This is a genomic window from Massilia sp. W12 (assembly GCF_037300705.1).
Taxonomy (GTDB): Bacteria; Pseudomonadota; Gammaproteobacteria; order Burkholderiales; family Burkholderiaceae_D; genus JACPVY01.
Genome location: NZ_CP147776.1, coordinates 5,030,042 through 5,050,483, shown reverse-complemented (window position 1 = coordinate 5,050,483; position 20,442 = coordinate 5,030,042). Strand labels below are relative to the sequence as shown.

Here is a 20,442-nt window from a genome sequence, read left to right as displayed (position 1 = left end):
AGCCCTGTTTTATCCGCAGATCGGGGTAAAATTCTGTGTATCTGCAAGCATCAGGAATCCCCCCATGTCCCAAGACTCCTCCCCCGTCCGCCTCGACAAATGGCTGTGGGCCGCGCGTTTTTTCAAAACCCGCAGCCTGGCCGCGACCGCGATTGAAAACGGGCGCGCCAGAATCGGCGGCGAGCGCGTGAAAGTGGCGCGCGCGGTGCATGTCGGTGATGTGTTACAGATCGACAATGGCGCGACCTGCTGGGAAGTCAAGGTGCTGGCGCTGTCGGATGTGCGCGGGCCGGCCCCGGTGGCGCGCCTGCTGTATGAAGAAACATCGGATTCCATCCAGCAAAGGGCGCATGTCGCAGAGCAAAAGAAATTCGCCCCCGAACCCGCCGCGCAACGCAAGGGCCGTCCCACCAAACAGGACAGGCGCGATCTGTCGCGCGCCTTTTATCAAAAAGGCATGTTTGAATAAAGCCTGCTCCCCTCTGAAAAACCGCCTTTTCCTGTCCCTGTTGTCGCCCCACAACGAGCCCCGGCGCACGCCGCCGGGACGCCTTCCCCGCCCTTGCCACACAAGCCGCCAAAGCGCCGCATGCTGCGACGCACCAATAGATTGCCAACTCTAGGAAACCCGTTTGACTTTTAAGGGGGGCTGAATAATAGTACGAACGTTCGCATTTGAAGTTATAAGCATATAGCTGCAAGTGCAGGAATTCGCACAGTGAGGATGACAAAGACTTATGCGCAAGGGTGAACAAACCAGGGTAGCGATTCTGGAAGCCGCGCTGGAATTGGCCAGCCGCGATGGTTTGGAAGGCCTGACCATCGGTTCGCTCGCGGACAAAATGGGGATGAGTAAATCCGGCGTGTTTGCCCATTTCGGCTCGCGCGAAGATTTGCAGAGCGAAGTGTTAAAGCTCTATCACCGCAATTTTGAGCGTGAAGTGTTTTTGCCCAGCATTGCCGAAGCGCGCGGACTGCCGCGTTTGAAAGCGATGTTTGCGCGTTGGGTGAAGCGGGTGTCGATGGAAATCGCCTCCGGCTGCATCTATATCAGCGGCGCGGTTGAATATGACGACCGGCCCGGCCCGATCCGCGAGGAACTGGCCGATATGGTGCGCACCTGGCAGGCCGCCTTGCTGCGCTGTGTGGATCAAACGATTGCATGCGGCCATTTGAAAGCGGACACCGATCCGCAGCAACTGGTGTTTGAAATGTACGGTTTGATCCTGGCGCTGCACCACGATGCGCGGTTTTTGCGCATGCCGGGCAGTGTGCCGAGAGCGCAGGCAGGGTTTGAACGCCTGTTAATGAGTTACCAGCAGCCGGCATGAAGCTTTGCCAGCTGTGCGAATGAAATCAGATAAACAAGTAACCCCAATCGTAATGTCAGGAGAAAACCATGGGTCAATATGTCGCTCCCTTGCGTGATATGCAATTCGTGCTGCACGAGCTGTTGCGTGTGGAAGATGAATTGAAGCAAATGCCGGCTCACGCTGATCTGGATGCCGATACCATTAATCAGGTATTGGAAGAGGGCGGCAAATTCAGCTCGGAAGTGCTGTTCCCGCTCAATCACAGCGGCGACCGCGAAGGCTGCCATTACGATAAAGAAACCCGCACCGTGACCACGCCCAAGGGTTTCAAAGAAGCGTACAAGCAGTTTGTCGAAGGCGGCTGGCCGGCGCTGTCCTGCGACCCGGATTTTGGCGGTCAGGGCTTGCCGCTGGTGTTGAATAACACCTTCTATGAAATGATCAATTCCGCCAATCAGGCCTGGTCTATGTATCCCGGCCTGGGCCATGGCGCTTACGAGTGCTTGCACGCACACGGCACGCCGGAACTCAAAGCGATGTTCCTGCCCAAGCTGGTCTCGGGCGAGTGGACTGGCACCATGTGCCTGACCGAAGCGCACTGCGGCACCGATCTGGGCCTGCTGCGCAGCAAGGCGATTCCGCAAGCCGATGGCAGCTACGCCATCACCGGCTCCAAGATTTTCATTTCCGCCGGCGAACACGATATGGCGGAAAACATTGTGCATCTGGTGTTAGCGCGTCTGCCGGATGCGCCGGAAGGCTCGAAAGGCATCTCGCTGTTCCTGGTGCCGAAATTCATCCCGAATAAAGACGGCAGCCTGGGCGCGCGCAATCCGATTTTCTGCGGCGCGATTGAAGAAAAAATGGGCATCCACGCCAATTCCACCTGCCAGATGAATCTGGACGGCGCGACCGGCTGGCTGATCGGCGAACCGCACAAGGGTTTGAACGCCATGTTCGTGTTCATGAACGCGGCCCGTTTGGGCGTCGGCATGCAATCGGTCGGCGTGACTGAGGTGGCGTATCAAAACGCGCTGGCTTACGCCAAAGACCGCCTGCAAATGCGCAGCCTGTCCGGCGTCAAAGCCCCGGACAAAGCGGCTGACCCGATCATCGTGCACCCGGATGTGCGCCGCATGCTGTTGACCGCCAAGGCTTATGCCGAAGGCGCGCGCGCATTCTCGTCTTACATCGGTTTGATGATCGACCGCGAATTAAACCACCCGGACGAAGAAGTGCGTAAAGACGCGGCGGACATCGTGGCCCTGCTGACCCCGGTGATCAAGGCCTTCATTACCGATAACTGCTGGATCGCCGCATCTGACTGTCTGCAAGTGTTCGGCGGCCATGGCTTCATCAGCGAATGGGGCATGGAGCAATATCTGCGCGACTGCCGCATCAATATGATTTACGAAGGCACCAACGGGATCCAGGCGCTGGACCTGCTGGGGCGCAAGATCCTGCTCGACAATGGCGCGAAAATGCGCAAATTCGGGGCACTGATCCAAAACTTTGTGGAGGAAAACGGCCTCGATGAAAACATGAGCGAATTCATCGGCCCGCTCGCCGATCTGGGTGAAAAAGTCACCAAGCTGACCATGGAAATCGGCATGAAAGCCTTCCAGAATCAAGACGAAGTGGGGGCCGCTTCGGTACCGTATCTGCGCATTGTGGGCCATCTGGTGTACGCCTATTTCTTTGCGCAAATGGCCAAAATCTCGCTGGAAAAATTGGATTCGGGCGACGATTTCTACAAAGCCAAGCTGGCCACCGCGCGCTTCTACTTTGCGCGTCTGTTGCCGGAAACCGCCGGCCTGATCCGTCAGGCGCGCGCAGGCGCATCGACTTTGATGGCGCTCGACGCCGATTTGTTTTAAGCGCACAATGCGGCGCAGCGTTTAACCGCGCCGTTGCTCAGGTAAGCGGGCGCGCCAGGCTGGCGCGCCCAAGTTTTCCGCCGTCTGGCGGAGCAGTTCAACCTTACAAAGGGTTTCCATGACTAATTTCATCGTTAAAAAAGTTGCGGTGCTGGGCGCAGGGGTGATGGGCGCACAAATCGCCGCACACTGTGTCAACGCCAAAGTGCCGGTGGTATTGTTCGACTTGCCTGCCAAGGAAGGTCCGAAGAATGGCATCGTATTGCGCGCTATTGAAAATCTGAAGAAACTCAGCCCGGCGCCTCTGGGCAATAAAGACGACGCGCAATATATCGAAGTCGCCAACTACGAAGACAATCTGGAACTGCTGCGCGGCTGCGATCTGGTGATCGAAGCAATTGCCGAGCGCATGGACTGGAAACATGATCTGTACAAAAAAGTCGCGCCCTTCATCGCTGAAGGCGCGATTTTTGCTTCCAACACTTCCGGCCTGTCGATCAATAAACTGGCCGAAGGCTTTGACGCCACGCTCAAACAACGCTTCTGCGGCGTGCACTTCTTCAACCCGCCGCGCTATATGCATCTGGTGGAATTGATCCCCACCACCGACACCAATCCGGCGATTCTGGACCAGCTCGAAGTGTTCCTCACCACCACCCTGGGCAAGGGCGTGGTGCGGGCCAAAGACACGCCGAACTTCATCGCCAACCGCGTTGGCGTGTTCGGCATGCTGGCCACCATCTACGAAGCGGAAAAATTCGGTCTGTCCTGCGATGTGGTGGACGATCTGACCGGCGCCAAGCTGGGCCGCGCCAAGTCCGGCACCTTCCGCACCGCCGACGTGGTTGGCCTGGACACCATGGGCCATGTGATCAAGACCATGCAAGACACGCTGCCGAACGACCCGTTCGCGGCGGCTTACAAAACCCCGGCTGTGCTGTCCAAGCTGATCGAAGCCGGCGCACTGGGCCAAAAGAGCGGTGCCGGTTTCTACAAAAAAGTCGGCAAAGACATCCTGCGCCTGGACTTCGCCAGCGGTGAATATGTGGCGGGCGGCGCCAAAGCGGCTGACATCGTGGTTCGCATCCTGAAGGAAAAAGATCCGGTTAAGCGCATGAAAGCCATGCGTGAATCGAGCAACCCGCAAGCACAATTCCTGTGGGCGATTTTCCGCGACGCCTTCCACTACATCGCGATCCATCTGGCTGACATCGCCGACAGCGCGCGCGAAATCGACTTCGCCATGCGTTGGGGCTTTGGCTGGAACGTCGGCCCGTTTGAAACCTGGCAAGCCGCCGGCTGGCGCCAAGTGGCGGAATGGGTGAAAGAAGACATTGAAGCCGGCAAAGCACTGTGCAATGCGCCGCTGCCGGCCTGGGTGTTTGAGCGCGACGGCGTGCACAATGCCGACGGCAGCTACTCCGCCGCCACCAACAGCCAAGTGCCGCGTTCCGATTTGCCGGTATATGCGCGTCAAGCTTTCCGTGCGCCGCTGTTTGGCAGCGCGCAAACCCCGGCTACCGAAGCCGGCGTCACCGTGCATGAAGATGAATCGGTGCGCGTATGGCATCAAAACGATGACGTGCTGATCATCTCCCTGAAGACCAAGATGCATGTGATTGGCGAAGGCGTGATCAACGGCTTCAAACTGGCCCTGGCCGAAGCGCAAAAGAACTTCAAGGGTCTGGTGATTTGGAATACCGACGTGACCGAAGGCGGGCCGTTCTCCGCCGGCGCCGATCTGCAATCCGCACTGCCGAAATTCATGGCCGGCGGGGCCAAGGCGCTGGAGCCGATGATCGCCGATTTGCAAAACACCTTCATGGATTTGAAATATTCCAACGTGCCGGTGATTGCAGCGGTGGGCGGCATCGCCCTGGGCGGCGGTTGCGAAATGTTGTTGCACGCCAGCCGCCGCGTCGCGCTGTTGGAATCGTATATCGGTCTGGTGGAAGTGGGCGTGGGCCTGATCCCGGCGGGCGGCGGTTTGAAAGAAGCCGCGCTGCGCGCCGCCAACAACGCGCAAGGCAATGATTTGCTGCAATTCCTGAAAGACAACTTCATGAACGCCGCCACCGCGAACGTCTCGAAGTCTGCCTTGGAAGCGCGCAAGATGGGTTATCTGACGCCGCAAGACGTGATCGTGTTCAACCCGTATGAATTGCTGTATGTGGCCAAAAACGAAGCGCGCGCCATGTTTGACGGTGGCTACCGTGCCCCGCACCGCGCCAAGTTCCCGGTCGGCGGCCGTTACACCCTGGGCACCATCATGGCTTCCCTGGTGAATATGCGCGACGGCGGCTTCATCTCCGCTTACGACTACAAACTGGGCGGCATGATTGCGGAAATCGTCTCAGGCGGCGACATTGACGCCGGCAGCATCGTCGATGAGCAATGGATTCTGGATCGCGAACGCAAGGCTTTCATCGCCCTGCTGAACGAACCCAAGACCCAGGAACGCATCATGGGCATGTTGCAAACCGGCAAGCCGGTGCGTAACTGATCAGCGCGATGAAGTCCCTGCTGTTCAAAATCCTGTTATTTGTGAGGCCAAGCATCGTGTACCAGCAAATTGCGCAACATATGATGAGTTCGCTGCCGTTCGCGCAGTTGCTGGGCATCCGCATCGATGCGATTGGCCCCGGCACTGCCGAAACCAGCATGCCGGACGACGCCAAATTGCATAACCACATCGGCACCCAGCACGCCGGCGCCCTGTTCACCCTGGCGGAAACCGCCTCGGGGGCGGCGATGGCGGGCGGCTTTGCCGAGCTGATCATGCAATTGCGTCCGCTGGCCAAGCAAGCCACCATCCGCTACCAGAAAGTGGCGCAGGGCGGCACGCTGGCGCGCGCCAAGGTCGAAGGCGATCTGGCCGCACTCAAAGCGCAATTGCACGCCGAGCGCAAGCTCGCGTTTCCGGTGCAAGTCGATATTTTCGACAGCGCCGGAGTGCAGGTGTGCCAGATGCAAGTCGATTGGCATTTGAGTTTTAAAGAGCCGAAGGCATAACAGGATTGAACCGCCGCAGGGACAGCCCCGCGACCGCAGAATTTAACGAGATCGAGAAAATCATGAGCAAACAACTTCAAGATGCATACATCGTCGCCGCCACCCGTTTGCCGATCGGCAAAGCGCCGCGCGGCGCCTTCCGCAACACCCGTCCGGACGATTTGCTGGCGCACGCGCTGAAATCGGTCGTCGCACAAGCGCCGAATCTGGACCCGAAACTGATCGAAGACGTGATTGTCGGCTGCTCCTTCCCGGAAGGTGAGCAAGGCAATAACGTGGCGCGTATGGCGCTGCTGTTGGCCGGCCTGCCGAACACCGTGGGCGGCGTCACCGTCAACCGTTTTTGCGCTTCCGGCATCACCGCCGTGGCGATGGCGGCAGACCGTATCCGCGTCGGTCAAGCCGATGTGATGATCGCCGCCGGCGTCGAATCGATGTCGATGATTCCGATGACCGGCCACCACCCGTCCATCAATATGCGCGTGCTGCAAGATGAAAACATCGGCATGGCGTATGGCATGGGTCTGACCGCTGAAAAAGTGGCCAACCAGTGGAAGATTTCGCGTGAAGCGCAAGACGCTTTCGCCGTGGAATCGCACCGCCGCGCCCTGGCCGCACAGCAGGCCGGCCACTTCGCCGATGAAATCACGCCGTATGAAGTGATCGACCGCGCGCCGAATCTGGAAAGCGGCGAGATCGTGGAAAAGCGCCGCGTGATCAGCCTGGACGAAGGCCCGCGCGCCGACACCAGCCCGGAAGGCCTGGCCAAGCTGAAAACCGTGTTCGCCGCCAAGGGCAGCGTCACCGCCGGCACCAGCTCGCAAATGTCTGACGGCGCCGGCGCATTGCTGGTGGTTTCGGAAAAGATTTTGAAAGAGCACAACCTGACCCCGCTGGCGCGCTTCTCTTCGTTTGCCGTGCGCGGCGTGCCGCCGGAAATCATGGGCATCGGCCCGAAAGTGGCGATTCCCGCCGCTTGCGCCGCCGCCGGCATCACGCAAGATCAAATCGATTGGTTTGAACTGAACGAAGCGTTCGCCGCGCAAGCGCTGGCGGTGATTCAAGACCTGGGCTTGGACACTTCCAAGGTGAACCCGATGGGCGGCGCGATTGCCCTGGGCCACCCCTTGGGCGCCACCGGCGCAATCCGCGCCGCAACCGTGGTGCACGCGCTGCAGCGTAACAAGCTGAAGTACGGCATGGTGACCATGTGCGTCGGCACCGGCATGGGCGCGGCTGGTATTTTCGAGCGCGTGTAAAGCAGCATTGCGGCATCCGCCGCAATGCAGTAAAAAACCCCGCAATGGCGCAAGCTGCTGCGGGTTTTTTTTGCGCCCATGTCCGCCCAAGCAGCTGGCGTGCGCCAGCGTGCGCCGCAACCGTGGCGCCCACGCTGCAGCGTAACAAGCTGAAGTACGGCATGGTGACCATGTGCGTCGGCGCCGGCATGGGCGCGGCTGGTATTTTCGAGCGCGTATAAAGCAGCTTTGCGGCATCCGCCGCAATGCAGTAAAAAAACCCGCACAGACGCAAGCTGCTGCGGGTTTTTTTGCGCCCATGTCCGCCCAAGCAGCTGGCATGCGCCCGTCAAGCAGGCTGAAATACTGAAGCAACGCGCCAGGACTTTATTCCGTCCCTTTATCCGCTTCTTCTGCCGCAGCAGACGCGCGCTGTTTGCGCAGCGCTTGGCGCAACAGATATTCAATCTGTCCATTCACACTGCGCATTTCCTGCGCCGCCAGGCTTTCCAGCTCGGCCCATAGCTGCGGATCCAAACGCAGCAAAAACTGTTTGCGCGCGCCTGCCATCACAGCTCCTCAGGCGACTCAGTTATACAGCGTGCCGGTATTGATCACCGGTTCCGCCTCGCGGTCGGCGCACAGCACCACCAGCAGATTCGACACCATCGCCGCCTTGCGCTCATCGTCCAACTGCACCACCTGTTTTTCCGACAATTGTTTCAGCGCCAGCTCAACCATACCCACCGCGCCGCTGACGATTTTCTTGCGCGCCGCAATCACCGCCTCCGCCTGCTGGCGGCGCAACATCACGCCGGCGATTTCCGGCGCATACGCCAGATGCGTCAAACGCGCTTCCGGGACACAGATGCCGGCAGCGGCGGTGCGCACCTGCACCGCTTCGGCCAATTTGCGTAAAAATTCCTCGCCGCCATTCATCAGCGTCATTTCATGCTCATTTTCATCTTCGCCATGGTCATAATTGAATTCCGTGACCACATGGCGCAGCGCCGCTTCCGCCTGCACCCGCACAAAGGCTTGATAATCTTCGACATCAAACACCGCACGCGCAGAATCTTCAATTTTCCACACCACCGCAGCGGCGATCTCAACCGGATTGCCGCGCTTATCATTGACCTTCAGCTTTTCCATATTCAAGCTGTTGGCGCGCAGCGAGACGCGGGTTTTGTGATACAGCGGAAACACCCAGCGCAAGCCAGGCGTGCGCAGCGTGCCATGATAGGCGCCAAACAGCGTCAGCACCGCCGCCTGATTCGGCTCCAGCGTGCATAAACCGCTCAGAAACAGCAGGGCCAGCGGCGCGCCGATCAACATGGCGGAAAAATATTCATTGGCCGCGCCGACCAAGGCCAGCGCGCCAAATCCCAAGCCACAGACGATAGCCAGATAGCCATCCATGCCGGTGACGATTTTTTCTTTGGTGGTGTACATAAGAACTCCATAGACAGAGAGTGCATTGAATGCCGCAGAGGGGCGCAATGTGATATCACACGGATATCATCTTATGCGGGAAAGGTAAGCGTCAATGTTTTTTGCTTGGAGTGGAGGTTTTTTTATGGGGCGTTTATGGTGGTGGAGAAGATCTGGAATCAATCCTCATGCGATGAGAGTCGGCTGAGCTGACGCCGTACTGCTAAAACCAATGGCGCTGATGCGATTGAAAACTCTGGACAATCGGCAGCGCAAGTGAAATCCTGTTGCACAGCATTCGCACTCTGTTTAATCACTGCTCCGGGAGTTTTCAGATATGAATTTCGGCCCCCGTATAGCAAAAGGCATAGATATTCCTCTGGCGCTGCATACCGCAGAAAATTTATCTCAGATACATGCCTGGTATAGCGATGCAGCCATCAAGCGTCTGCCAAGCTCTCCACCATGCCCTAGTAGGCAAACGATCGGCGCCTGGAACGCTGGATGCATCTATCAGAAGACCAACGCCATTTTGCCATTCACCGCTTGAGCGATGAGGCAATCATCGGTTTTGTGCATGAAGGAAGCCAGGGGGGCGCCATCCAGCGGGAAACTTCACGCGTCAATTTGCATCTGTCTGGTTTGCTGCAAATAGAATGGCGCAATGCCGCTTTAACTCGCCGCCATCCGGTGCGAGAATACAAGCTGGTAAAACCCGGCTTACAACCCAAGGCAAGGAGTAATCCCCATGGCAGAGCTGGAACAAGTACTTTTCTTTTGCCGTTCGTGCTGAGCCTGTCGAAGCACATGGTTGTGTTTCAGGCAGCTGGAACTGCTGCCTATTTCAAAAAATCCCCGTCCCCCCCATCTCTCCCTCGCGCAGCCAGGCGCGATACATGCCGCGTGTGGTGAAAGGCAGGCTGATGCGGCCGGCGGCGTCGATGGCGATCAGGCCGCCCTGGCCGCCCAGGGCTTGCATTTCGGCCAGGGCGGCGGCGCAGGCGCTGCTCAGATCCTGGCCGCCGAAACGCATGCGGCAGGCCACTTGGTGCGCCAGCACGCTGCGGATGAAATGTTCGCCGGTGCCGGTGCAGGAAATCGCCGCCACGCCGTTTTCGGCATAGCAGCCAGCCCCGACCAGCGGGGAATCGCCGATGCGGCCCAGGCGTTTATTGGTCATGCCGCCGGTCGAAGTGGCGGCGGCCAGATTGCCGGCGCGGTCGCGCGCCACCGCGCCCACCGTGCCCAGCTTGCCGTCTTCCCGCAAGGGCTGGGCCAGACGCGCCGCCGCATCATGATCCAATTCACTCGCCGCCTGTCCGCCGCGCACTGCCTGCCATTGCGCATAACGCTGTGCGGTGGCGAAATATTCCGCCGGCATGGCGGCGAAACCCTGGGCGCGCGCAAACGCCTGCGCCCCGGCCCCGCCCAATAAGACGCTAAACCCTTCCTCCAGCACCGCCTGCGCCAACAGCACCGGGTTGGCCACATCCGGCGCCCCGGCAATCGCGCCGGCGCGTTTGTGCGCGCCTTCCATCACGCAAGCGTCCAGACTGAAACTGCCGCTCTCGTCATATACCGCACCGCGCCCGGCGTTGAACAGGGGACAATCCTCCAGCGCCTGCACCGTGGCCACCACCGCAGCTTGCGCCGAACCATCCGCCGCCAGCACGGCGCGGCCCGCCTCCAGTGCGCTTTGCAGCGCGGCATGCCAGGCCGCTTGTTCCACTTCGGGACAGACGATCGTGCCGGCCCCGCCGTGCAGCGCGAGGCAAAAGCGGCCTGCCGGCCAGGCTGCTTCAGTGCCCATGTCCATGTCCATGGCCGATTTCTCCTCCCACATCCAATTGCATGCCGGCGCCGGCGTTGCGTTCAAAATAATATGGCGCGCGCTTGACTTGCTGCGGCGCGATTTGATGCATGCCAGCCGCATCATACAAGCGCCCGTTCAGCATCACCATATGCACTTTATCCGAATCGCGGATATTCTTCAGCGGGTCAGCGTCCAGCACTACCAGATCCGCCAGCTTGCCGACTTCCAGCGAACCCAGATCTTTATCCAGCCCCAGATAATGCGCGCCGTTCAAGGTCGCGCTGCGCAAAGCCTGATGCGGCGTCATGCCGCCCTTGACCAGCGTCCACATTTCCCAATGCGCGGCCAAACCTTCGCGCTGGCCGTGTGCGCCCAGATTCACTTTCACCCCATGCGCACTCAATTGCTGCGCGCCGCGCGCAATCTTGAACACATTGTAATCCTGCTCCGGGGCCAGCTCGCGCCGCACTGCGCGCGCCTGCAGAATGCCAGCCGGGACATGACGGGTCAGCAGCGGATGCTTCCATACCTCGCTGTGCGCATACCAGTAGTGCTCACCGTCCAGGCCGCCATAGCCGACCCCCAAGGTTGGCGTATAGCCGACTTTGCTTTGTCCCCACAGCTGAAGCACATCCTCATACACATTTTCCAGCGGCAGCGCATGCTCAATTCCGGTGTGGCCGTCGATGATCATGGTCATATTGTGCTGAAACAGCGCGCCGCCCTCCGGCACCACCATCATGTTTTGCTGGCGCGCCGCCTCCACAATCTGTTGCCGCTGATCGCGGCGCGGCTGGTTATAGCTTTTCACGCTGAAGGCGCCATGCGCTTTCATGCGTTTTACGTGAGTCAGCGCATCCTCCAGGCTTTCCACCGGCGAACCGAAGGGAATGCGCGGGCCATATAAAATCGTGCCGGTCGAAAAAATGCGCGGGGCCGTGATCAAGCCGGCGCGCTGTAATTCTGCTTGCGTGAAAATCGCTTCCGTATCATTTGACGGATCATGCAAGGTGGTCACGCCAAACGCCAGCGAAGCGTGGTTGATCCAGCTTTGCTGCGGCGTAATCTCATCATCCGCCATCGCGCCATGCCAGTGCACATCGACTAAGCCGGGAATAATGGTTTTGCCGCTGACATCAACCACCTGCGCCTTGGCCGGCAGCGCCACCTTATCCTGCTCGCCCAGCGCCAGAATGCGATTGTCCTGCAACACAATGCGGCCGCGCGTAATCACCTGATCGCCTTGCATGGTGATGATCTTGGCCCCATCCAGCACCAGCAGGCCGCGCGGCTTGTCGCTGGCATGCATAAAGCCGATCGGCAAACCCTGTTCCGGCGGCTGCCAGCCTTGCGCCGCCGCCTTGTCCGTCGCCTTATTGTCTTTTTTCACTGCCGCCAGGCCGGCCTTGCGCGCCTGCTCGCTGCGCTGCTGGCGCAAACTCTGTAAATCGCGGCTGTGCAATTCCGCGCCCAGCGTGAAATACAGGCGCTGCCCATCGCCGGAAAAATGCACCCCGTTGGCCGCGTTGACATCCAATTTTTGTTGCGGCAAACCGGCCTGCCGGCTCACATCCAGCGTTTTGCCGGTCAGCGGGGCCGGCATGATATAGGCATGGCGGTGATCAATAAACGCCAGTTCGCGTCCATTCGGGCTGAACACAATTTCGCTCGCGGCATCGCTCTTGGCGACGATGCTTTCCGGATTGCCGCCCTGCGCCAGACGCACCAGCGTGGTTTCAAAACTGACTTCATCCAGCGCCCGGTTACGCGTGACATACCAGTGAGCGCCGGCGGATTGCGGCGCGCTGCCGTGCTCCGTCAGCAAATGCGGCGCCTCGGCGCCATGCACTGCGGCGGCGTACACCCCGGGGTTCAAACCATGCCAGGGCGAAGTCAGATACGCTGCGCTGCTCTTGACCCAGGCCAATTGCCGGCCATCGCTGGAAAAGGCCGGGGACAGATATTTGCCCGGTTCTTTGCTCAACACCACTTCCTTGCCGCTGGCCAGATCGCGCACCCGCACGCTGCCAAATTCGCTGTCATGCCAAGTGGTGTAAGCAAGCTGCTTGCCATCCGGCGAAAACACCGGGAACATTTCCATATGTTGTTCCTGGCTGCTCATGCGCTGCGGCTTGCCGTCCGGCAGCTTGCGCAGCCAGATTTTGCCCAAAGCCGCATACGCCACCTGATCGCCTTGCGGCGCCACGCGCGGCCAGCGCAATTCACGCACCGCAAATTGCTCCGGCGCGGCTTGCTGCGCAAACCGCAGCGCGGGACGGATCTCGCGCGTATCTTTGATATGGAAGGGAATTTCTTTGGCGGCGGCCTGCTGCGGTGCGCCGCTGGCGTCAAACGGCGCCACCCGCCACAGCTTGCCGCGCGCCCAGATCACCAGTTCGCGGCTGCCGGGCAGCCAGGCAAACGAGGGATACACCCCGTGCATGGCCCAGGATTCCTGCAAATCGCGCTCCAACTGATTCCATACCGGAATTTCCGCGCCGCTTTGCAAATCTTTCAGAAACAAGGTGGACTGTCCCAGCACGCGGCGCACAAAGGCCAGATAGCGGCCATCCGGTGAAGGGGTGGGACGCACCGCGCCGCCCGGCCCGCGCACAAACGGAATCGTTTTACCCTCTTGCAAATCGCGGCGCAGGATTTGATAAATCTGGCGGTGGCTGTTTTTATTGTATTCAAAGGTGCTGCCCGGAGTCACATCCTGGGAGTAATACAGATAGCGCCCGTCCGGTGAAAAAGCCGGCTCGCCCGAGTCTTTTTGCCAATTCGGTTTATCGGTCAATTGCACGCCCTGGCCGCCGTCTTTGTGATACAGCCAGATTTCGCCCGAACCGGCGGAGCGGCTGCCCACCATATGCTTGCGCGCCGCCACATATTCGCCCTGCGGGTGCCAGACCGGATTGTTCAGCAGGCGGTAATCTTCCTTGGTCAAGGGCCGCGCGCCACTGCCATCGCGCTGCATCAGCCACAGATTATCGCCGCCGCCGGCGTCAGACATATACAGAATATGTTTGCCGTCCGGCGCAAAACGCGCTTGCATATCCCAGGCCATGCCGCGCGTCAACGCGCGCGCTGCGCCGCCCTCAAGCGGCAAGACATACAGATCGCCCAGCAAATCAAACAGCACTTCTTTGCCATCCGGGCTGACATCGACGCTCATCCAGGTGCCGCTGCGCACATCCAATTGCACGCTTTGTTTGGCGCCTGGCGGATGATTCACATCCCAGGCGTTTTTCTCTTCTTTCGCCAGGGCGGGCGCGGCCAGCAAAAGTGCGGCGGCAAACGCCAATGGGCGCAGCGCCAACTGGCGGGGGTGGTGAGCAAACATGCAGTCTCCAAAGTGGTAATCGTGTCGGAATGGCAAGTGGCTGAGGACAGGCTTGCAGGCTTTGCCGGCATAGAGAAGCGGCAGGGGGAAAAGTTCAGATTTGTCAGACTTGGCGTATGCCGGCATGCGCTTGCAGCAATTTCCACCAGCCATCACACACGGCTTGGCCATGCGCCAGCGGGGTTTTTTTCTCCCCCTTGCGCAGCAGCACAAAGCCATTTTTATGCAGCACCCGCGCGCTCGCCGCATTTTCCTGCACCACCCAGGTGCGCAAATTGTGCAAGTCCAGCCTTTCCTGCGCCCAGTGACAGACTTGCGCCACCGCCAGACTGGTCAGACCGCGACCGCAGGCATGCTGCGCCTGACGGTAGCCGATGCGTGCGCTGTGTCTGGCGATGCCATGCAAATTGATGCGGCCAATGATGGCCCCATCTTCCTCCAGCAGCAGGGCCAGCAACTGGCCGCTTTGCATCGCCGCGCAAAATTCCTGCACATGCGCTTGCACCCCGTCGGGCCAATAAAAGAAAGCGCCGCGCGGCTCAATAAAACGCTCAAACCAGGCGCGGTTGTCGCGTTCAAACTTGAGCAGCGCGGCGGCGTCGCCCGGCTCCAGCGCGCGCAACAGCACGCCGGGGGCGAGTGGATAGCGCCAATCCAAACGCAGCAAATTCATCGCGGCGCCGGATCCGGCTTGCGCGGGAAAAAACCGCCGGGCGTCGGTTGCGCCGGCGCAGGGGCGGCGGGGGCCGCTGGCGCGGCGCGTTGCGGCGCCGGGGCATGGGCGGCAGGCTGCGGCGCCGGCGCGTGCTGCGGCTCCGGCTCATGCGTCTGCGCCGGCGGCGCGCTTTCGCCGGCGGCCTCGCCCAATTCCACGGCGCGGATCAAGCTGCCATCTTCCAGCCGCGCTTGCGGCAAATAATCGCCATCCTGGAACACAATCCCGCCCGGCAGCGGACGTTCAGCCGCCGGTTTGCCGGCCAGCGCCACGCGCATATAGTCAATCCAGATCGGCAGCGCCAGACTGGAGCCGAATTCCTTGCCGCCCAGCGAGCGCGGATCGTCATAGCCCATCCAGCCCACCGCCACAATGTTTTGCGCATAGCCGCCAAACCAGCCGTCCAGCGCATCGCTGGTGGTGCCGGTTTTGCCGGCCAGATCCTGCCGCCCCAGACGCTGGGTGGCGGCGGCGGCAGTGCCGCTGACGGTTACTTGATGCATCATCTGGTGCATCAAAAAGGCGTTTTGCGCCGACAGCACGCGCGTGCTGTCATCCAACTGCGTTGGCCGGGCTTCAAACAAGACTTTGCCGCGCGCATCCTGCACCTTGGCGATCAAATACGGCTGCACCCGATGGCCGCCATTCGCAAACACCGCATACGCCGCCGCCATTTGCTGCACCGTGACCGAGCCTGTCCCCAGGGCCATGGTCAGATTTTTCGGATGTTTATCCAGATCAAAGCCGAAGCGCTGCAAGAAAGCATGGCCGCGCGTAATCCCGACATGGCGCAAAATCCGCACCGCGATCACATTTTTGGACTTGGTTAAAGCCTGCTTCATGCTCACGGCGTCCTCATACACGCCGTCATCGTTCTCCGGACTCCAGACATTGCCGCCGGAAGGAATGCTCAATTCACGCCCATTGATCAGGGTGCCCGGCCACATGCCTTCTTCCACCCCGGCGGAATAAATAAAGGGTTTGATGCTGGAGCCGGGCTGGCGCCAGGCTTGCGTGGCGTGGTTGAATTTGGACAGATTGTAATCAAAGCCGCCAACCAGGGCGCGCACTGCGCCGGTTTTCGCGTCGAGTGCGGTGAAACCGGCCGCCACCTGCGGCAGCTGCACCACCTGCCAGCGGCCCTTGGCGTCTTGCATCAAACGCAGCACCGCGCCGGGCGTGATTTTTTTCTGCGCATCGGCTTTGGCAGACAGTGCGCCTTGCACCAGGCGCAAACCCTCGCTGCCAATCTCCAGCTCTTCGCCGCTTTCGGTTTCCACCTTCAGTAATTTGGGGCTGGCCGCCAGCACCACGGCGAGCGGGATTTTATACACGCGCGGCAATTTCTCCAGGCCATCGGCAATCGCCTCTTCGCGTTCTTCGGCATTCGCCGGCAGGGCGATGCGCGCTTCCGGGCCACGGAAACCGTGCCGGCTTTCATACGTCAGCACCTGGCGCCGCAAAGCGTCCCAGGCGGCTTCCTGCTCCGCCTTGTTGACCGTGGTGTACACCGACAGGCCATTCACATAAATCTGCTCTTTATATTGCTCAAACAAGGCCTGACGCACCATTTCCGCCACATATTCGCCGCTTGGCTCGGTGCTGCGGCCGCGTTCGCGCAGCGCATGCGGTTCCGCCTTGGCCGCCTCATACTGGGCTTGCGTAATCGCGCCGGTGTCGAGCATGCGGCGCAGCACAATCAATTGCCGGTTGCGCGCGCGCTTGTAGTTGGCGACCGGATTCGCATCCGCCGGGCGCTGCGGCAAGCCGGCCAACATCGCCATCTGCGCAATGCTCAATTCCGACACTTTTTTGCCATAGTAAATGCGGGCCGCCGCACCAAAACCGTAAGCGCGCTCGCCCAGATACACCTGGTTCATATACAGCTCCAGGATTTGTTCTTTATTCAGCGCAGATTCGATGCGGTGCGCCAGCATCACCTCGGTCAGCTTGCGCGTCATCAATTTTTCCCGCGTCAGATAAAAATCGCGTGCGATTTGCATCGTGATGGTTGAAGCGCCCTGGCGCATGCCGCCGCTCAAGTCGCTCACAATGGCGCGCAACACGCCTTTGAAATCGACCCCGCCGTGCTCATAAAAACGCGAATCCTCGACCGCCAGCAAGGCTTTTTTCATCATCACCGGCATATCTTTGGCGGCGATGAAATCACGTTTTTGCTGCCCGAATTCACCCAGCAGCGCACCGTCAGCGGTGTACACCCGCAAGGGCATCTTGGGCCGGTAATCGGTCATTTCCGCCAGATCCGGCAGCTGCGGCTGAATCACAATCATCATAAAACCCAGCAACAGCGCGCCACACAGCGCGCCGCCGATGCCAAGCAAAATGAGAATGCGCATCAGGGTTGATTTTTTCTTGGCGGGAGCGTTCATAACAAATCCAGCAAATTCATGAAGACCGCATGATAGCCGATTTGACAAGCCGACCGGCTTGCCAATTGCCATGGGTAGCGCGCGCGCCTGCCGCCGGCAGCAGGGCCGGCTACCGCATCCCCCCAATTAGAGGGCAGGGCCAAATCAGTGTATTGCTCTGCGTAAATAATACCGATATAATACCAAATCGAAATTGGTACTTACCTCAATTGCCGGCGGCTTCCTTCATATGTCCACCGGCCTTCTTGCCACAAGGATATTGATGAAACCCTCTTCTGCAATCTTGATTTTGCTGGCCGGCTTGTGCGCCGCCAGCGCACAAGCGGCAACCCGGATTGATCTGGGCGCGGCGCGCGACTACAGCGGCTTTTTCTTTGGCGACGCCAGTCGCGTGATGGATGTCGAAGGCCGTTTGGCGGTGGGCGGCTCGCTGCAGACCAGCGGCTTTTCAATCGGCTACCGCGCGCCCTATGGCAGCAGCGCGGCATCGCTGGTGGTGGGCGGCGATGTGAAACTCGGCACAGGCGCGATTTTCGGCCCGCCCAAGACCAATATTGATACCAATGCCAGCACCGGCCCTATCACCTCCTGGGAAAAACCGCTGGGCTACGGCGTGTACGGCGGCAAAAATCAATCCTTGTCAGTGCACGATCTGCGCCAGGGCAAGCCGCTCGACTTCGCCGCCGCGCACGGCAAATTGACGCAGCTTTCCAGCGATTTGAGCAAGCTGGCGGCAAATGGCGTGGTTGAGCAAAAATGGGGCGGACTGTATCTGAGCGGTGACGGTCAGGCGCACACCCAGGTCTTCAATCTGCACACCAATCAACTCAGCAATCTGTATTTGCAAAACGTGCGCAGCGATGCGCAAGTGGTGGTGAATGTCTTCGGTGCGCCCGGCAATTACACCTTCGCCGGCGGCCAGGATGGGCAGTTGGAAGCCCTGCGCGACCGCGTGCTGTTCAATTTCGTCAACGCCAGCGATGTCAAGATCTCGACCTTTACCTGGGGCAGCATTTTGGCCACCGGCGCCAATATCAGCGGTACGGGACATATCGAAGGCAGTGTGATGGCGCATTCGATCAATGCGCAAGTGGAAATCGGTTACGAGCCGTGGCACACGCCTTCCGCCGTGCCGGAAGCGCACACCTGGGCCATGCTGTTGGGCGGCCTGGGCCTGCTCGGCTGGGCCGCGCGCCGCCGTCGCGCCTGAGTGCAGCAAATCTGATCAATCTGGATTGATTGGCGCAGAAACGAAACTGCCCGCCATCAGCAGTGCGCCGCAATGGTGGGCAGGCAGTCATGAGGGAAGTTCAGTCTGGACTGGGGTATGTTTACATTTACTTTAGCCTGATCATTGATGTCGCCAAACTTATAAACAAGGCGAAACGGGTATCCAGTTTGTCATAGCGCGTAGTAATCCGCCGGAATTGCTTAATTTTGGCGAAAAAAAGCGCAATGAGATTGCGATTTCGATATGGAACGGATCATACTCCCGCTGTTCTTTCCGGTTCGCCTTTGGTGGAATCCCGACCTTGGCTGTTTCTCTTCAATGCACGCAATCAATGTGTTGGGATCGTAGGCTTTCCCTGCCAGCACCGCTTGCGGCGCGATGTCATTGAGCAAGGCAACTTCCCGGGTGATATCGTTCACTTGTCCGCCAGTCAGGATGAACTGAACCAAATTGCCCAAGCCCTCAAGGCAAGCATGAATTTTCGTGCTTAGTCCTCCACCAGATCTGCCAATGAATTACGCTTCTTTTGCTGTTCCAGCGGCATGTTGATGCGCCCTCATGATGGTGCTATCAAGAAAAATTTCCTTAAAATCCGCATCCTCGCACAGTACTGCAAATATCTTGCGTCACACCTGCTTATCCCACTAACGCGCAAACCTCATATAGACGCTGTTCCATGAGCCTAATTCAGCTGGCAAATCCCGCCACGGGCTGCCTGTCTTTGCTATTCATAGTACAGCCTCTACAAACAGCCGGTTATTCACGCCTGTTCTGCCGCTATCCCCAGCCTTTCCAGGTACCAAGGTCTCAATGCTTGGCCACTGATCGTCTCGTCACATCATGCATGCCATTCTGTTTTGGAAAAAAGCAAGAATGAAAACACATCACGCGAAAAGTTAACTTTACTTTTAGGATTTATTTAAGTGAAACTTAAAAGATCAAAACGTCCTGGCATGTAGTATGCCCTTGGTTTGCAAACAACAAAATTTTTGGGGCTTTGCTCATTGGGGGAAAAGTGTTTTTGAGCGCATGTTGTTGCTTTATGGAAATTTCTGTGCTAAGATTTTGCATCTTTGCTTGGTAATTTTACTTACAAATTTTCCCATTGTCTATTCAAAACCCCTGTGCTTAATCTAAACGACGGCCAGCCTTGACAGTGTGTTTCTAAATGGATGTGTTCAGAAATCCGATTACTATATCTGGCTGAGGACATGAAAATTCAACTTGGGACAGCATAAGAAAATCATAATATTTGATTTTTAATATTATGATAATGGTAGTGATTTGTGTTTGAGTGTAATAACAATGAATAAAAAACACTATTATTTGAGTAATCTAATTTTAGTATCCTTCGTGCTACTTACAGCATGTGAGCGTCCCATGCCCCTGTACGGCTCCTCTGAGCATAATGCTTTACATGGCATCATCAATGATGGGAAAACCGTCAATCAGATTACGCTGTTCAATGACAGAAACAATTTTCGGCCTACATTGCGATTTGATCCTGAAATTACAGTTTATGCCAGCACTCTTGGTTGGAATGCGTATAAAAATCCAAGCAAAATTCGTCCAGGTTGGGCAAATACTATTAATATAGTTCTTGATTTTACAAAAAATAAGAAATTAGTGGTGGGTAATAAAATTCCTGAAAATGAAATATTGGGTTTTTTAAATATTGATTTAATCGCTAATTTGGGTGATAGCCCTGATTGGAATACTATGCAAAATAAACTCATTGATGAAATAATTGCTAAATCGCCTATTCGCAATCAAAAAGATGATTGGGGTTTGCGCGAGTATATAACCGTAGAAAAAAATCGTGTTGAGAGGTATGTTTATATTCCTATCGACCAAGTTTATAATGGTGGGCGAGATTATCCTTTAGCATTCACTGCAATACAGGTGCTCTAATCGAAGATAAAGTACATCCATTGCCAAATTGTGTCGCCAACCTTCTCTATAAGCCCGACATTGCTGTTACTTATGCATTTAGCCCTAATTTGTTGCCTTATTGGCGAGAGATTTATCGGGAGCTACATGTATTTTTTGATCAAACGGTTCAGAGATAGGATTTCCTTT

Annotated in this window: 15 protein-coding genes; 8 read left to right on the top strand and 7 right to left on the bottom strand. The window is 58.0% G+C overall.

Translation table 11 applies throughout. The features are described 5' to 3' along the window. The first annotated feature begins 64 nt into the window (after window positions 1-64). The 6 genes from V8J88_RS20500 (at window position 65) to V8J88_RS20475 (ending at window position 7,461) form a co-directional block, all read left to right on the top strand. Window positions 65-469 (top strand): RNA-binding S4 domain-containing protein, encoded by a 405-nt coding sequence (locus V8J88_RS20500; RefSeq protein ID WP_338846116.1) that lies wholly within the window; start codon window positions 65-67, stop codon window positions 467-469. A 268-nt stretch (window positions 470-737) separates the two neighbouring features. Then, window positions 738-1,331 (top strand): TetR/AcrR family transcriptional regulator, encoded by a 594-nt coding sequence (locus tag V8J88_RS20495; protein WP_338846115.1) that lies wholly within the window; start codon window positions 738-740, stop codon window positions 1,329-1,331. A gap of 68 nt (window positions 1,332-1,399) precedes the next feature. Beyond that, window positions 1,400-3,190, top strand: coding sequence for an acyl-CoA dehydrogenase C-terminal domain-containing protein (locus V8J88_RS20490; protein ID WP_338846114.1), 1,791 nt, complete (start codon window positions 1,400-1,402; stop codon window positions 3,188-3,190). 118 nt (window positions 3,191-3,308) lie between these two features. Then, window positions 3,309-5,693 (top strand): 3-hydroxyacyl-CoA dehydrogenase/enoyl-CoA hydratase family protein, encoded by a 2,385-nt coding sequence (locus V8J88_RS20485; protein ID WP_338846113.1) that lies wholly within the window; start codon window positions 3,309-3,311, stop codon window positions 5,691-5,693. 8 nt (window positions 5,694-5,701) lie between these two features. Next, the gene (locus V8J88_RS20480) at window positions 5,702-6,202 is read left to right on the top strand and encodes a YiiD C-terminal domain-containing protein (protein WP_338846112.1); all 501 of its coding nucleotides are present in this window, start codon (window positions 5,702-5,704) and stop codon (window positions 6,200-6,202) included. 62 nt (window positions 6,203-6,264) lie between these two features. Next, entirely contained in the window at window positions 6,265-7,461 is a 1,197-nt protein-coding gene (locus tag V8J88_RS20475) for an acetyl-CoA C-acyltransferase (RefSeq protein ID WP_338846111.1), read from the top strand. A gap of 366 nt (window positions 7,462-7,827) precedes the next feature. On the opposite strand, the gene V8J88_RS20470 is transcribed toward V8J88_RS20475, so the two are convergent. The 6 genes from V8J88_RS20470 to V8J88_RS20445 form a co-directional block, all read right to left on the bottom strand. After that, window positions 7,828-8,010, bottom strand: a complete 183-nt coding sequence (locus V8J88_RS20470) for a hypothetical protein (RefSeq protein WP_338846110.1) — start codon at window positions 8,008-8,010, stop codon at window positions 7,828-7,830. An 18-nt stretch (window positions 8,011-8,028) separates the two neighbouring features. Continuing rightward, window positions 8,029-8,892, bottom strand: a complete 864-nt coding sequence (locus tag V8J88_RS20465; RefSeq protein ID WP_338846109.1) for an SPFH domain-containing protein — start codon at window positions 8,890-8,892, stop codon at window positions 8,029-8,031. An 823-nt stretch (window positions 8,893-9,715) separates the two neighbouring features. Then, complete coding sequence (locus tag V8J88_RS20460; protein ID WP_338846108.1) at window positions 9,716-10,693, bottom strand: isoaspartyl peptidase/L-asparaginase; 978 nt, start codon at window positions 10,691-10,693, stop codon at window positions 9,716-9,718. Continuing rightward, on the bottom strand, window positions 10,671-14,027 hold the full coding sequence (locus V8J88_RS20455) for an amidohydrolase family protein (protein ID WP_338846107.1): 3,357 nt from the start codon (window positions 14,025-14,027) through the stop codon (window positions 10,671-10,673). The genes V8J88_RS20460 and V8J88_RS20455 overlap by 23 nt, the downstream gene beginning before the upstream one ends. Window positions 14,028-14,130: 103 nt before the next feature. After that, window positions 14,131-14,700 carry a GNAT family N-acetyltransferase gene (locus V8J88_RS20450; protein WP_338846106.1) on the bottom strand — a complete coding sequence of 190 codons (570 nt, stop codon included), beginning with the start codon at window positions 14,698-14,700 and terminating at the stop codon, window positions 14,131-14,133. Continuing rightward, entirely contained in the window at window positions 14,697-17,132 is a 2,436-nt protein-coding gene (locus V8J88_RS20445) for a PBP1A family penicillin-binding protein (protein ID WP_338846105.1), read from the bottom strand. Before V8J88_RS20445 ends, V8J88_RS20450 begins: the two co-directional genes overlap by 4 nt. A 262-nt stretch (window positions 17,133-17,394) precedes the next feature. Between V8J88_RS20445 and V8J88_RS20440 the strand changes: the two genes are divergently transcribed. Next, window positions 17,395-18,342, top strand: coding sequence for a choice-of-anchor A family protein (locus tag V8J88_RS20440; RefSeq protein WP_338846104.1), 948 nt, complete (start codon window positions 17,395-17,397; stop codon window positions 18,340-18,342). Window positions 18,343-18,563: 221 nt separating this feature from the next. Here the strand turns inward: V8J88_RS20440 and V8J88_RS20435 are convergent, their stop codons facing one another. Next, complete coding sequence (locus V8J88_RS20435; protein ID WP_338846103.1) at window positions 18,564-18,782, bottom strand: hypothetical protein; 219 nt, start codon at window positions 18,780-18,782, stop codon at window positions 18,564-18,566. An 886-nt stretch (window positions 18,783-19,668) separates the two neighbouring features. Between V8J88_RS20435 and V8J88_RS20430 the strand changes: the two genes are divergently transcribed. Continuing rightward, on the top strand, window positions 19,669-20,274 hold the full coding sequence (locus tag V8J88_RS20430; protein ID WP_338846102.1) for a hypothetical protein: 606 nt from the start codon (window positions 19,669-19,671) through the stop codon (window positions 20,272-20,274). Window positions 20,275-20,442: the final 168 nt, after the last annotated feature.

Excerpts from the sequence above, each read along its gene's own strand:
- V8J88_RS20500 (WP_338846116.1), top strand. The coding sequence starts at position 65 with ATGTCCCAAGACTCCTCCCCCGTCCGCCTCGACAAATGGCTGTGGGCC.
- V8J88_RS20495 (WP_338846115.1), top strand. The coding sequence starts at position 738 with ATGCGCAAGGGTGAACAAACCAGGGTAGCGATTCTGGAAGCCGCGCTG.
- V8J88_RS20490 (WP_338846114.1), top strand. The coding sequence starts at position 1,400 with ATGGGTCAATATGTCGCTCCCTTGCGTGATATGCAATTCGTGCTGCAC.
- V8J88_RS20485 (WP_338846113.1), top strand. The coding sequence starts at position 3,309 with ATGACTAATTTCATCGTTAAAAAAGTTGCGGTGCTGGGCGCAGGGGTG.
- V8J88_RS20480 (WP_338846112.1), top strand. The coding sequence starts at position 5,702 with ATGAAGTCCCTGCTGTTCAAAATCCTGTTATTTGTGAGGCCAAGCATC.
- V8J88_RS20475 (WP_338846111.1), top strand. The coding sequence starts at position 6,265 with ATGAGCAAACAACTTCAAGATGCATACATCGTCGCCGCCACCCGTTTG.
- V8J88_RS20470 (WP_338846110.1), bottom strand. The coding sequence starts at position 8,010 with ATGGCAGGCGCGCGCAAACAGTTTTTGCTGCGTTTGGATCCGCAGCTA.
- V8J88_RS20465 (WP_338846109.1), bottom strand. The coding sequence starts at position 8,892 with ATGTACACCACCAAAGAAAAAATCGTCACCGGCATGGATGGCTATCTG.
- V8J88_RS20460 (WP_338846108.1), bottom strand. The coding sequence starts at position 10,693 with ATGGACATGGACATGGGCACTGAAGCAGCCTGGCCGGCAGGCCGCTTT.
- V8J88_RS20455 (WP_338846107.1), bottom strand. The coding sequence starts at position 14,027 with ATGTTTGCTCACCACCCCCGCCAGTTGGCGCTGCGCCCATTGGCGTTT.
- V8J88_RS20450 (WP_338846106.1), bottom strand. The coding sequence starts at position 14,700 with ATGAATTTGCTGCGTTTGGATTGGCGCTATCCACTCGCCCCCGGCGTG.
- V8J88_RS20445 (WP_338846105.1), bottom strand. The coding sequence starts at position 17,132 with ATGAACGCTCCCGCCAAGAAAAAATCAACCCTGATGCGCATTCTCATT.
- V8J88_RS20440 (WP_338846104.1), top strand. The coding sequence starts at position 17,395 with ATGAAACCCTCTTCTGCAATCTTGATTTTGCTGGCCGGCTTGTGCGCC.
- V8J88_RS20430 (WP_338846102.1), top strand. The coding sequence starts at position 19,669 with ATGAATAAAAAACACTATTATTTGAGTAATCTAATTTTAGTATCCTTC.